At 61.5% G+C, this 12,852-nt stretch carries 16 protein-coding genes; 5 read left to right on the top strand and 11 right to left on the bottom strand.

The window, feature by feature from the left end; translation table 11 throughout:
* Positions 1-149: 149 nt before the first annotated feature.
* From flgL to flgB, 11 genes are all read right to left on the bottom strand, one after another.
* Positions 150-1,109, bottom strand: coding sequence for a flagellar hook-associated protein FlgL (flgL, locus tag AC2CGI_RS04475; RefSeq protein ID WP_015378250.1), 960 nt, complete (start codon positions 1,107-1,109; stop codon positions 150-152).
* Positions 1,110-1,168: 59 nt separating this feature from the next.
* On the bottom strand, positions 1,169-2,818 hold the full coding sequence (gene flgK / locus AC2CGI_RS04470; protein WP_015378251.1) for a flagellar hook-associated protein FlgK: 1,650 nt from the start codon (positions 2,816-2,818) through the stop codon (positions 1,169-1,171).
* Positions 2,819-3,023: 205 nt separating this feature from the next.
* A complete protein-coding gene (gene flgJ / locus AC2CGI_RS04465; protein ID WP_004934815.1) occupies positions 3,024-3,968 on the bottom strand; it encodes a flagellar assembly peptidoglycan hydrolase FlgJ in 945 nt (314 codons plus the stop codon).
* Complete coding sequence (locus AC2CGI_RS04460; RefSeq protein ID WP_004934816.1) at positions 3,968-5,068, bottom strand: flagellar basal body P-ring protein FlgI; 1,101 nt, start codon at positions 5,066-5,068, stop codon at positions 3,968-3,970. Before AC2CGI_RS04460 ends, flgJ begins: the two co-directional genes overlap by 1 nt.
* Before the next feature lie 10 nt (positions 5,069-5,078).
* Positions 5,079-5,780 carry a flagellar basal body L-ring protein FlgH gene (gene flgH / locus AC2CGI_RS04455; protein ID WP_004934817.1) on the bottom strand — a complete coding sequence of 234 codons (702 nt, stop codon included), beginning with the start codon at positions 5,778-5,780 and terminating at the stop codon, positions 5,079-5,081.
* A gap of 83 nt (positions 5,781-5,863) precedes the next feature.
* Positions 5,864-6,646 (bottom strand): flagellar basal-body rod protein FlgG, encoded by a 783-nt coding sequence (gene flgG / locus AC2CGI_RS04450; RefSeq protein WP_004934819.1) that lies wholly within the window; start codon positions 6,644-6,646, stop codon positions 5,864-5,866.
* A gap of 18 nt (positions 6,647-6,664) precedes the next feature.
* The gene (locus AC2CGI_RS04445; protein WP_015378254.1) at positions 6,665-7,420 is read right to left on the bottom strand and encodes a flagellar basal body rod protein FlgF; all 756 of its coding nucleotides are present in this window, start codon (positions 7,418-7,420) and stop codon (positions 6,665-6,667) included.
* 12 nt (positions 7,421-7,432) lie between these two features.
* On the bottom strand, positions 7,433-8,656 hold the full coding sequence (gene flgE, locus AC2CGI_RS04440; RefSeq protein WP_015378255.1) for a flagellar hook protein FlgE: 1,224 nt from the start codon (positions 8,654-8,656) through the stop codon (positions 7,433-7,435).
* Between the two features lie 54 nt (positions 8,657-8,710).
* Entirely contained in the window at positions 8,711-9,388 is a 678-nt protein-coding gene (gene flgD, locus AC2CGI_RS04435) for a flagellar hook assembly protein FlgD (protein ID WP_004934824.1), read from the bottom strand.
* Between the two features lie 12 nt (positions 9,389-9,400).
* Positions 9,401-9,805: a flagellar basal body rod protein FlgC gene (gene flgC / locus AC2CGI_RS04430; protein ID WP_004934826.1), complete on the bottom strand. Its 405-nt coding sequence runs from the start codon at positions 9,803-9,805 to the stop codon at positions 9,401-9,403.
* Between the two features lie 5 nt (positions 9,806-9,810).
* On the bottom strand, positions 9,811-10,224 hold the full coding sequence (gene flgB, locus AC2CGI_RS04425; protein WP_015378256.1) for a flagellar basal body rod protein FlgB: 414 nt from the start codon (positions 10,222-10,224) through the stop codon (positions 9,811-9,813).
* A gap of 160 nt (positions 10,225-10,384) precedes the next feature.
* On the opposite strand from flgB, the gene flgA reads away from it, so the two are divergent.
* From flgA to AC2CGI_RS04400, 5 genes are all read left to right on the top strand, one after another.
* Positions 10,385-11,038: a flagellar basal body P-ring formation chaperone FlgA gene (gene flgA, locus AC2CGI_RS04420; RefSeq protein ID WP_015378257.1), complete on the top strand. Its 654-nt coding sequence runs from the start codon at positions 10,385-10,387 to the stop codon at positions 11,036-11,038.
* A 129-nt stretch (positions 11,039-11,167) separates the two neighbouring features.
* Positions 11,168-11,479, top strand: a complete 312-nt coding sequence (gene flgM, locus AC2CGI_RS04415) for a flagellar biosynthesis anti-sigma factor FlgM (RefSeq protein WP_004934832.1) — start codon at positions 11,168-11,170, stop codon at positions 11,477-11,479.
* 39 nt (positions 11,480-11,518) lie between these two features.
* Entirely contained in the window at positions 11,519-11,953 is a 435-nt protein-coding gene (locus AC2CGI_RS04410) for a flagella synthesis protein FlgN (protein ID WP_004934835.1), read from the top strand.
* A 229-nt stretch (positions 11,954-12,182) separates the two neighbouring features.
* Positions 12,183-12,557 carry a type II toxin-antitoxin system RelE/ParE family toxin gene (locus tag AC2CGI_RS04405; protein WP_004934837.1) on the top strand — a complete coding sequence of 125 codons (375 nt, stop codon included), beginning with the start codon at positions 12,183-12,185 and terminating at the stop codon, positions 12,555-12,557.
* Entirely contained in the window at positions 12,550-12,852 is a 303-nt protein-coding gene (locus AC2CGI_RS04400; RefSeq protein WP_015378258.1) for a helix-turn-helix domain-containing protein, read from the top strand. The genes AC2CGI_RS04405 and AC2CGI_RS04400 overlap by 8 nt, the downstream gene beginning before the upstream one ends.

The raw sequence follows: 12,852 nt of genomic DNA, 5'->3' as shown, positions 1-12,852 counted from the left end.
CGCGTCACTCAGTCAGTAGTGGGAGAACGAGCGACGCGCCAAACGAGTGCGCCCGGTTTCAAGAAGCCTCCCTCCCCGCGGGGCGGAGAAGGCGTTTTCTAAGCGCACTAAAGGGAAACCCGTCGCGGTCAGGCAACGGGATATTGCTCTTAACGATTCATCTGGAACAACGACATGCCCTGCATATCGCTGAAGGTTTTATACGACGCCTGCAGCGCCGCCTGCTGCATGAAATAAGACGAGATAGACTCGGCCAGGTCGGCATCCGTCAACGCGCTCATCTGGATCTGGTTGGTCATATCGCGCTCTTTGCCGATGCTGTCCAGTTGATCCATCTCCTGCAGCTGGCTGCCCAGCTCGGCGCGCACGCTCAGCACGTTGTTGTAGGAGTTGTCCAGGCCGCGGTTGGCTTTCGCCAGCGCATCGTTCACCTGTTGCTTGGTGGCCTCGTCGGCGCCCTGCAGCGGGATTTTCAGCGCGTTCAGCGCGATATCGATGCTCTCGAATACGTTGCTGACCGGCGCGCTGCCGTCCGGCTCGGGCTTCGGGTTGCTGGTCAACGACATGAACACCGCGTTGCCGGTATGGCCGATGGTCATGGTGCGGTTGGCGTCCACTTTCTGCTGAACCGTCTTGTCGCCGCCCTGATAGCTGACGGTGCCGCCGTTGTCGACGAACGGCGCCTTGTCGTTCACATACCCGCCAAACATATAGCGGCCGTTGCCGTCGGTGCTGTTGGCCTGGTTCAGCAGCTGATCTTTCAGCCCCTGCAGCTGAGTGGCCAGCGACTGGCGATCGTTATCGCTTTCCGTACCGCCGGCATTGACGATCAGCGCCTTCATGTCCGCGATGGTGGAGGTCGCGCCGGCCAATACCGTTTCTTCCATCGACACGTTCTGACGAGCGAAGGTGCGCGCCAGCGTGTACTGGCTGTTTTCCGCCTGCGATTGCGACAACATCACCGCGCGCGACGCCGCCAGCGGATCGTCGGACGGGTTGATCACCCGCTTGCCCGAGGAAAGCTGCTCGGCCGCCTTCATGAACAGCGACTGGTTGCCCGTGATGCCGTTCATGTTCTGTTGGTACATCATGCTGGTGCTCATGCGCATGCTGTGGGTTCCTTACTCTGAGCGACCGGCGCCGTTATCGGCGCCGATTAACAATGAAATCAACGAATATTCAGCAGCGCGTCGAACAGCGAGCTGGCGGTCTGAATCACCTGCGCGTTGGCCATGTAGTACTGCTGGAAACGCAGCAGCTCGCCATACTCTTCGTCAAGGTTGACACCGGACATCGACTGCTGTTGCGCGCCCAGCTGCGTGACGATCTTGGCCTGCGAGGTGGCGATGGCCTTGGCGGCAGCGGTCTGGTTGCCGACGCCGCTGACGATGCCGGCGTAAGCGCCGCTCAGGGTCGCCTTGCCGTCCACCAGGTTTTTGGTTTGCAGATCCAGCAGCTTCTTGGCGTTTTCGTTATCGCCGCGGCCGCTGTCGTCTTTACCGGCGGCGGCGATCTTGGACGAATCGGTGATGGCCACTTTCAGATTGCCCGCCACGTCGCTGACCGGCTTCACGGTGAAGCTGTCTTTGGCCTGCGCATTGCCGTCGATGCTCACTTCCAACCCGTCGAAGTTCAGCGTCGGCTTGCCGTCGGCGCTGGTGCCCGGCGTCGCGTTGACTTTTACGTTGTCCGGCAGGCGGCTGACCTGCCAGCTGCTGCCGTCGAACTCGACGCGATAATCGTTGGCCTTCACCTTGCCGGTATCGGTGTAAGAGACTGACAGCGACGCGTCGCCGGTGTTGCGGGTGTTATCCACCACCCGGCCGCCGCTGAAGCTGAAGAAGTCGCCGCCCGCGTCGCCGTTCAGATCGAAGCCGGCGCGATGCTGTTGGTTAAAGCTGTCCGCCATCGCCAGCGCCAACTGGCCCAGCTGATTGCGCACGCCGTCCAGCGTTTCGCTGCGGAATTTCAGCACGCCGCTCAGCGTGCCGCTGGTGATCTGGCCTTCCGGCACTTCGCTGGCGCCGTTGCCGCGGTTATAGCCGATGGTCAGACGGGAAGGATCGCTGCTGGATGGCACGGCTTCCACCTGATAGGTGTTGCTGCCCTGCACCAGGGTCAAGCCGTTGGCGAAGGAGACGGTATAGGCGTCGCCGTCCTGTTGCGTGACCTGTACGCCCACCAGCTGGTTCAATTCGGTGACCAGCTGATCGCGCTGATCCAGCAACGCATTCGGCTCGCCGGCGGCGCTGCCGCGCAAACGGGTGATCTCGTCGTTCAGTTTGGCGATCTGTTGGCCGTAGCTGTTGATTTGCTGCGCCGTATCGCTGATCTGCTGATTAACGCCGTTATCCATGTCGCGCAGGAATTTGTCGGTGTTGTTGAACTGATTCACCAGGCCGTTGGCCTTGCCCAGCACCGTCTGGCGCGCGGCGTCGTCACCGGCGTTGCTCACCAGGTTCTGCAGGTTGGTAAAGAAATCCTGCATGTTGGTCGACAGCGGGTTGGTCTTGCTCGCCAACAGGTTGTCGATCTGTGAAATCTTCTCGTAATAGGCGTTTTGCGCCCCGAACGCGCTTTGCGCGCCGCGCAGCTGGTTGGTGATGAACTGGTTGTACTCGCGATTAACGCTGGTGACGGTCACGCCGTTGCCGATAAAGCCGCTCATGGTGGCCATGCCGCCGTTCTGCGCCAGGATCGCGGTCTGACGGTTGTAGCCCGCCACGTTGTAGTTGGAGATGTTGTTGCTGACGGTACTGAGCGCCACCTGAGCCGCATTCAGCCCGCTCATCGCGGTATTGATTAAGCTATTGGACATCGGAATTCCTTATGCTGCGGCGCCGGCGGCCCACAGGGTTCTTAATTGAGCTGCTGAGCCTGTTCGCTCAGCCTGTTTCGGTTATCGGCAAAAATGAGAAGAACTTGAGGAAAAAAAGCGGCAATGTAGTCAGCATCCAGCGAGCCTCCATTGCCGCCTACCCCTAAATAATTGGCGCCGCTGCGGCGTCAAGAATGACGGGGATTTAGAACAAATCTTTCAGATCGTGGGTGTAAGCTTTCACCGCCTGCTCCCCCGCGCTCTTCATCTGCTGAATCACGCTGACCAGCTTGCTGGCGTACTGCGGGTCGGTGGCATAGCCGGCGCGCTGCAGCGCATGCGCCGCCTGTTCCGGGCTGCGCGCGGCGGCCACGTCGGCGTAGCGCGGGTTGTTGGTCAGCAGTTTGACGTAATCGGCGATCGCCTCGACGTACGAGCCGTAGACGCGGAACTTCGCCTTCACCTTCTTCGCCGCGCCCTGTTCGAACTCGGTGGTGGTGATCTCCGTTACCGGCCCGTTCCAGCTGCCGCCGGCCTTGATGCCGAACAGGTTGTAGCTCGGCGTGCCGTCTGAGGTCGGGATCTCGCGCTGCCCCCAGCCGGACTCCAGCGCCGCCTGCGCGACGATCAGCTGATGCGGAATGCCGCTCTGCTGGCTGGCGACCTTCGCCGGTATCGACAGGCGGGCGACGAAGTTGCCGTTGTTGAGCGACAGCGGCGCGGCGGCCGGCGGGGCTTTCGGCATCGCCCGGCGCACCATCTGCTCCAGCGCCTGGTTCGGCAGCGTTTGCAGCACCTCGTTGTCCAGCGCCATCGGCGACAGGCCCGCGGTTTCACTCGGCACCGCGTTGGCGTTGCTCATCTGCTTGACCATCATGTCGGCCAGCCCCAGCCCTTTTTGCGACATCTGCTGGGCGATTTGCTGATCGTACATCGAGGTATAGAGCCGCGTTTGATCGCTGCTCAATACCCCGTCCTGCGGCAAGGCGGATCGCATGCTTTTCAGCATCATCTGCACGAACATGCCTTCCACCTGCTGGGCCACCTGCTTGAGGTTGCCCTGCGGGTCGGCCGCCGCGTCGCGCTTCAGGCCGTTCAGCGCCTGGGCGTCATAGGCCGCGCCCGACATCGCCATCAGATCGCCGGCCATCAGATGATTTCCAGCTTGGCGCGCAGGCAGCCGGCGCTCTGCATCGCCTGCAGGATCGACATCAGATCGATCGGCGTGGCGCCCAGCGCATTCAGCGCGCGGATCACATTGTTCAGGTTGGCGCTGGCATTCACCTTCTGCAGCGACCCACCCTGCTGTTGCACCGAGATCTGGGTGTTAGGCGTCACCACCGTCTGGCCGCCGCCGAACGGGGTCGTTGGCTGGCTGACAGTGTTCTGCCGATCGACCACCACCGACAGGTTGCCCTGGGCCACGGCGCAAGAATCGAGGATCACATCGCGGTTCATCACCACCGAACCGGTGCGCGAGTTGATGATCACCTTGGCGTCCATCGCGCCGACGTTGACGGTGATGTTTTGAATCTCCGCCAGGAAGCGCACCTGAGAGCTGTTGCCCTGTGGCACCAGCACCTGAATGGTGCGGGCGTCGAGCGGCGTCGCGGTGCCGCCGCCGCGTTGGCGGTTGATGGCGTCGCTGATCTGCTGCGCCAGCGTGAAATCCTCGTCGTTCAGCTGCAGGTTGAGCACCCCGCCGCTGCCGAAGGTGGTCGGCAACTCGCGTTCGATGGTGGCGCCGTTGCTGATGCGCCCGCCCGCCAACTGGTTGACCTGCACGCTGCTGCCGCCGGCCGCCGCGCCCGCGCCGCCCACCAGCACGTTGCCCTGCGCCAGCGCATAAACCTGGTTATCCACGCCTTTGAGCGGCGTCATCAGCAGGGTGCCGCCACGCAGGCTCTTGGCGTTGCCCATCGAAGAAACCACCACGTCGATATTCTGCCCGGCGCGCGAGAACGGCGGCAGTTTGGCGGTCACCATCACCGCCGCCACGTTTTTCAGCTGCATATTGGTGCCCGGTGGCACGGTGATACCCAGCTGCGACAGCATATTGCTGAGGCTTTGGGTGGTGAACGGCGTCTGCATGGTCTGGTCGCCGGAGCCGTCCAACCCCACCACCAGGCCGTAGCCGATCAGGGCGTTGTCTCGCACGCCCTGCACCGTCACCAGATCGCGGATGCGCTCCGCCGCCGCCGGCAAGCACACCAGCCCGACGCACAGCGCGATAAACCATTTTTTCAGCATCAGTCAATCCTTAGAACGGTGAAACATTTAAGAAGAAGCGCTGCAGCCAGCCCATGGTCTGCGCCTCGTTGATATAGCCATTGCCGACGTATTCGATCCGCGCGTCCGCCACCTGCGTCGAGGTGACCGAGTTGTTGCCGCTGATGGTGCGCGGGTTGACGACGCCGGAGAAACGAATGAATTCGGTGCCCTGGTTGATGGCGATCTGCTTTTCCCCCACCACGTGCAGGTTGCCGTTGGCCAGTACCTGGTTGACCGTCACCGTAATGGTGCCGTTGAAGGTGTTGTTGGCGTTGGCGCCGCCCTTGCCGCCGAAGGTGCTGTCGCCGGAAATGTCCATATCGGCGCGCGCATTGCCCAACAGGCCGTCGAGGTAACGCGGCGAGGTGGCGACGCCGAACTTGCTGGCGCCGTTGCGGCTGGCGTTGGCGGAGGAGCTTTTGCTGGCGCTGACGTTTTCCTGCAGCACGATGGTCAGGGTGTCGCCGACGTTGCGCGGCCGGCGGTCTTCGAACAGCGGCTGATAGCCGTAGTTCATCGGCTGCACCGTCTGGAAGATTGAGCCGTTCGGCATCGGCGCGCTGGCCGGCGCGGGCTGCGCCGTGGTCGCGCCGTCCACCAGCGGTTTATGCGGAATATAAGCGCAGCCGCTCAGCGTCAGCATCACCATTCCCGCCAGCCAGCGTTGTCCCTGCCGCGGCAGGATTGCCATCGAATATGTGGTTACCACGGGTATCGCCTTTGTTTCACGAAAGAGAATGACGGGCGCGGCATGCCGGGCCCGTCAAGGACAGATTACAGTTGCGTCAGCTTTTGCAGCATCTGATCGGAGGTCGATACCGCTTTGCTGTTGATCTCATAAGCGCGCTGAGTCTGGATCATGTTGACCAGCTCTTCCGCCACGTTGACGTTGGAGGTCTCCACGTAGCCCTGATACAGCAGACCGGCGCCGTTCAGCCCCGGCGTGCTCTCGTTCGGCGCGCCCGAGCTTTCGGTTTCCTGATACAGGTTCTCGCCCACGCTCTCCAGACCGCTGTCGTTGACAAAGGTCGTCAGCGTCAGTTGGCCCACCTGCTGAGCGGCGGTCTGCCCTTGCTGGGTAACGCTGACGATGCCGTCGCGGCCGACGGTGATGGACAGCGCGTTCGCCGGAATGGTGATCGCCGGCTGCACCTGGAAACCGCTGGAGGTGACCAGCTGGCCGTTCTGATCGATCTGGAACGACCCGTCACGGGTGTAAGCCTGGGTGCCGTCCGGCAACATCACCTGGAAGAAACCCTGCCCCTTGATGGCGACGTCTTTGCTGTTGTTAGTCTGCGACAGGTTGCCCTGGCTGTGCAGGCGCTCGGTCGCCACCGGGCGCACGCCGGTGCCGATCTGCAGACCGGAAGGCAGCGTAGTCTGCTCGGAGGACTGCGCGCCCGGCTGACGCATGGTCTGGTACAGCAGATCTTCAAATACCGCACGCTGGCGCTTGAAGCCGTTGGTGCTGACGTTCGCCAGGTTGTTGGCGATCACGTCCATGTTGGTCTGCTGCGCGTCCAGACCGGTTTTGGCAATCCATAAGGATGGAATCATCGGTTATTTCCTTGCTGCTTAGCTCACTGAGAGCAGTGAGTTGGCACGCTGTTCGTTTTCATCCACGCTGTGGATGACCTTCATTTGCATTTCAAAACGGCGGGCGTTGGCGATCATGTCAACCATGGTCTCCATCGGCTTGACGTTGCTGCCTTCCAGCACCCCGGGCATCACCCGCACCTGCGGATCGTTTTGCAACTGATTGCCGCGCAGCTGTTGGGTTTCCGGCGTCAGGCGGAACAGCCCGTCGTCACCGCGCATCACTTCGCGCGCATCGGCCTTCACCAGCTTCAGGCGGCCAATCTGCGCGATGGTGTTCGGCGGATCGCCGGCGTTCAGCGCCGAAATGGTGCCGTCGGCCGCGATGGTGATCTCCGCCGACGGCGGCACCTCGATCGGCCCGCCGTCGCCCATCAGCGGCATCCCCTGCACCGTCAACTGCCCGGTGGAGGAAATCTGAATGTTGCCGTTGCGGGTGTAAGCTTCACCGCCGCCCGGCAGGCTCACCGCCAAAAAACCATCCTGCTGCAGCGCCACGTCCAGCGGGCGCGCCGTGTAGTTCAGCGCGCCCTGACTCATGTCGGCGCCCGGCGTCGAGGCAGTCACCAAGGTGCGTGTCGCCAGGCTCGGACCGTCGACCGGCACCGCGCGCAGCGCGGCGAGCTGGGCGCGAAAGCCCGGCGTCGACGCATTGGCCAGGTTGTTGGCGGTAATGGATTGCTGCTCCAGCGTTTGGCGAGCCGCGCCCATCGCGGTATAAATCGCGTGATCCATAACTCGGCCCTATTAGCGCAGGCTAACCAGCGTCTGCAGGATGGAGTCCTGCGTCTTGATGGTCTGGGCGTTGGACTGGTAGTTACGCTGTGCGACGATCATGTTCACCAGCTCCTGGCTCAGATCGACGTTGGAAGACTCCAGCGCGCCGCTGGTCAGCTTACCGAAGCCGCCGCCGCCCGACAGACCAACGCGTGGCTGGCCGGACGCGCCGGTTTCCTGCCAAACGTTATCGCCCTGCGACGCCAGCCCTTCCGGGTTGGAGAAGTTGGCCATGACGATCTGACCCAGCACCTGGGTCTGCTGGTTGGAGTAGATGCCCACCACTGTGCCGTCGTTGTTGATCTGGAAGTTGGTGTATTCACCGGCGGCATAGCCGTCCTGCGCCACCTTGCTCACCGAGTCGCTGCCTACGTTCTGCTGCATGCTGCCGGCGAAGCTCAGGGTGAAGTTTTGCGCCGGCGCGCCGTCTTTGGCGGTCATCGGGATCACCATGCTGAACTCGCCCGGCGCGCCGTTGGTGCTGGTGGTTTTCACCAGATTACCGCTGGTGCTGAACTCCATGGTGCCGGCGTTCACTGGCGCCGCGCTGCCGTCCTGGGTGTAGACCTGCCACTTGTTGTCTTCGGTCTTCACAAAGTAAGCGTTGATGTTGTGCGCATTACCCAGCGAGTCGTAAGCGGTGATGGTGTTGACGTAGTTGTAGCTGTCCTGCTTGGTCGGATCGAAGGTCTTGTTTTCCGGCACTTTATGGGTGGACTTCAGGTTGGCCACCATCTCGCCGGAGGTGGACGCCTTGGCGTTCATCATGCCTTCGGGAATGCTCAGCGGCACCGGGTTGGCGCCCTGCTGGATGGTCGGTGGGGAACCGGCCGCCGGGTAACCGGTCAGCTGCAGGCCCTGCATGTTGGTCAGGTTGCGGTTCTCGTCCAGTTTGAACTGGCCGTTGCGGGTATAGAAGATGCCACCGTCTTTATCCTGCATGCGGAAAAAGCCGTTGCCGTTGATGGCCACATCCAGCGCGCGGCTGGTGCCGGTGGTGGTGCCGCCCTTGAAGTTCTGGGTGATGCCGGACACTTTGACGCCCAGCCCGACCTGCGAACCGGCGAACATGTCGGCAAAGGAGACGCTGCCGGATTTGAAGCCCGCGGTCGCGGAGTTGGCGATGTTGTTACCGATCACGTCCAGGTTGGTTGCTGCCGCGTTCAAGCCGCTGACTGCCTGAGAAAAGGCCATGTTATTCTCCGAATAGTGGTCAGGCTATCGTCCGATTGAGCCTGATGCTTAGGGTTATAAGATCTGTCGCACGTCTTCCAGGGTGGCGTTGCCCGCCAGGCCGAGATCCAGCTTGGCGCCGTTGCCGTCGCGGATCACGCCATTCACCAGCCCGAAGTGCAGGCTGCGCGCCACCAGCTGCTCGCCGTTGCCTTTGGCGTTAATCGCCACTTTGTAGGCGCCGTCGGGCGCGGTGGAGCCGTCATCCAGCGAGCCGTCCCAGGTGAAGGCGTGCACGCCGGCGGTCAGGCCGCCAATTTCAATGGTGCGCACCACCTGCCCGCTGGCGTTGGTGATGGTGGCGGTCACCTGATCGGCGGCGCGCTCCAGTTCCACGCCGAACGGCGTGGTGCTGACCTTGCCGTCCTTGCTGCCGACCAGAATATTGTTGCCCGGCACCATCACGCCGTGACCGATCAGCGCAGTGGCCTGCAGCGACTGGTTGCTGTTGATCTGGCCGGAGATCGACCCCAGCGTGGTGTTAAGCTTTTCGATACCCTGAACGGTGTTGATCTGCGCCAGCTGCGACGTCAGCTCGTTGTTCTGCATCGGATTGGTCGGATCCTGGTTTTTCAACTGCGCGACCAGCAGCGTCAGGAAGCTGTTGTGCAGATCCTGGCTGTTGGTGGTCTTGCTGTTGTTACCGATGACGGTGTTGTCCAACGACTCGTTGGTGGTTGCGGCGATAGCCATGGAAATCTCCGGTTACTGACCCAGCGTCAGGGTTTTCATCATCATCGACTTGGTGGTGTTGAGCACCTCGACGTTGGCCTGGTAGCTGCGGGAAGCGGAGATGGTGTTGACCATTTCCCCCACCACGTCGACGTTCGGCATGCGCACATACCCCTTGGCGTCCGCCAGCGGGTTGCCCGGCTGATACACCAGGCGCTCGGGCGCCGGATCGTCCACCACCTGGGCGACGCGCACGCCGCCGGTCGGCTGCCCTGGCGCCGCCGCGACCTGGAACACCACCTGCTTGGCGCGGTAAGGTTCACCGTCCGGGCCGGTCACGCTGTCGGCGTTGGCCATGTTGCTGGCGCTGACGTTCATGCGCTGGGATTGCGCCGATAACGCCGAGCCGGAGATATCAAAAATATTCAGTAAAGACATGCGCCTTATCCTTGTTGCAGCACGGACATCATCCCTTTGATCTGCCCGTTGAGCAGCGTCAGGTCGGTCTGATATTTCAGGCTGTTATCGGCAAAGTTGGTGCGTTCGCGATCCATGTCCACCGTATTGCCGTCCATCGACGGCTGGTCCGGCACTCGGAACAGCAGATCAAGCTGTGGCGGCTGCAGGGTCTGCGCCGGGATGTGGCGCGCCGCCGTCAGGTTCAGCGCCATGCCGTTGCCGCTGACGCGCCCCTGCTCCAGTACTTTGTTCAATTGGCTGGCGAAATCGATATCCCGCGCCTGATAACCCGGTGTGTCTGCGTTGGCGATGTTGGCGGCCAGAATTTCCTGCCGCTGGGCGCGCAAGTTCAGCGCCTCTTGGCCAAAGCGCAGAGCCGCGTCCAGTTTGTCGAGCATGCTCCCTCCGCGAGGTTAGAATTTGGAGTCGACAGCATAAACGCCCCCTGCGCCACCCTATCGCGGGAATAAACGCAAAATGGGGCGCTATTTATCTGCTTAGCCTGCGCGCGCTGCGGGTACACTTACGCGTATCCCGATGAAGCTTGAGAAGATGACGATGAAAGGTAAAATGCTGCTGCTTATCGGCCTGCTGTGCAGTCTGAACGCGCGCGCCGACGATCTGGCGACGCAAATCGAAAGCTTCATCCAAGGCAAGTTCAGCGGCGAACCGGTACAGGTAAAAGTGCGGGTGCGCACGCCGCCGAACCAATGGCCCGCTTGCGAACTGCCGCAGCTGTCGCTGTCGCCCAACGCGCGGATCGGCGGCAACGTCAGCATTTCGGCGCGCTGTGGCCAGGAGCGGCGTTTTATCCAGACGCAGGTGCAGGTGTTCGGTCGCTATCTCGTGTCGGCGCGCGGCATCAGCGCCGGCAGCCGGTTGACGGCGGCGGATCTGGCGTTGAAACAGGGCCGGCTCGATACCCTGCCGCCGCGCGCGCTGACCGAAGCGGGCAAAGCGTTAGGCGCCGTCAGCCTGCGCAACATCAGCCCCGGTCAGCCGCTGACCCTCGCCATGCTGCGCCGCGCCTGGATTATCAAGGCTGGGCAACCGGTGCAGGTCAACGCACAGGGCGAAGGATTCAGCATCAGCGGTGCGGGTAAGGCGATGAACAACGCCGCCGCCGAAGACAGCGTGCGGGTACGCATGGCCTCCGGGCAGATCGTCAGCGGCGTGGTCGGGGACGACGGCGCGATCCGCATTACGTTATAAAAAAGTAAAGGTTCCGCCAACCTTGCCGATAAGACAAATCAAGCAGCATTTTATTGGCCACCAGGGCCGCAACACTTTCATTGCAGCGTCGTCGCCCGCGAGCGGCGACGGCGTAAACGGAGATGGACCATGAGTATCGATCGCACCCAGCGGTTACAGCCGGTTTCCACTGTGCAACCGCGTGAAACCCCGGCCGACAACCCGCTCCAGCCGCGCAAGGCCGCCGTGGCCGAAACCGCCGTCAGCGGCACGCAGGTCAAACTGAGCGAGGCGCAGGCGCGCCTGATGCAGCCGGGCACCCAGGATATCGATATGGGTCGGGTCGAGGCCATCAAACAGGCGATCCGCAACGGTGAACTGAAGATGGACGCCGGCAAAATCGCCGATGCGCTGCTGCAAGACGCGCAGAGCGATGTTCAATGGATCGCCGGACGCGACTGACAGCACGCGGCGAATAGCGGTAAAGGATAAGTCATTACTATGGAAAAGCTGGCACAACTGCTGGATAAACTGTTGGAAACGTTGCAGGCGCTCAATGGTGTGCTGGAGGAAGAGCACGACTTGCTGTGCTCCGGCCAGTTGCCGGGCGTGGCCTTGCAGCGCGTCACCGATGCCAAAAGCCAACTGCTGGCGACGGTCGCTTATCTCGAGCAACAGCGCCTGGGGCAGGAAAAAACCTGCGGGCAACGCGCCCCCTATGCCAGCCAAGCGCCCCTGGCCGATCGTTGGCAGCGCGTTCAATTGCTGAGCCAAACGCTGCGCGAAAAGAACCAGCACAACGGTCTGCTGCTCAATCAGCAGATCGACCATAACGCTCAGGCGCTGGCCATCCTCAGTAAAAACAACAAATCGCTGTATGGCCCGGACGGCCAGTCGCACGCCGGCAGCCTGCTCGGCAGAAAAATCGGCGTTTGACCTGACTCATTTGCCCGGTGAGCCTATCACCGGGCATGCGTTCACCGGCTTCTGCGCATCCCGTCGCATTTTCTCCCTATCACTCTTTGAATTCACTTAAGGCTTTGCGTCAGGCTGCGCATGGCGTGAATTTGGCTGTTTCTTTCTCTTTGGCCTCTTGTCACCCTGTGGTTATTTTTAAACCACTTGAAATATACCCTTAGAGGGTATAGATTCGCAGGGAGAGCGAATGGCCGACATTTATCTCACCAAAACCTTTCAGGGTTTTGCCGCACGCGAGCGCATTAGCGACGCCACGATAGTGAAAGCGGCGCGAGAGATGCAACATCAGCTGTACGATGCCAATCTTGGCGGTTGCGTATACAAAAAGCGCATCGCTCGGGCTGGTGCGGGCAAACGTGGCGGCTATCGGGTACTGATCGTTTTTCGCGATGAAGACCGCCTGTTTTTTATGCGCGGCTTTGCCAAAAGTGAGAGAGAAAACATCAGTGCGGATGAGTTACAAGGATTGAAACATCTGGCTGCGCTGTATCTGGATTATTCGCCATTCAGACTCTACCAGCTGGTCAACAACAAGGAATTACGGAGGCTAAGCGATGAGTAAAATTCTTGCCGAGATCCACCAGGAAGTTCAGGGCCTGCATCGCGCCGGTTTCGTCGATGACGTGACCATGCGCACCTTCGACATGCTGTGTCTGCGGCCGGTGAAACAGTTCGGGCCGGCCGAGATCCGCGCGCTGCGCGAACGGGAAAACGTCAGTCAGCCGGTGTTTGCGCTGTATCTCAACGTCAGCAAAAAAGCGGTGCAGAAATGGGAGCGCGGCGAAGCGCAACCGAACTCCGCCGCAATGAAACTGCTGACGCTGGTGGAACGCAACGGCCTGCAAATTCTGGCCTGA

This window comes from Serratia sp. LSHTC3 (assembly GCF_057197125.1).
This window is presented reverse-complemented; position numbering and strand designations above follow the sequence as displayed.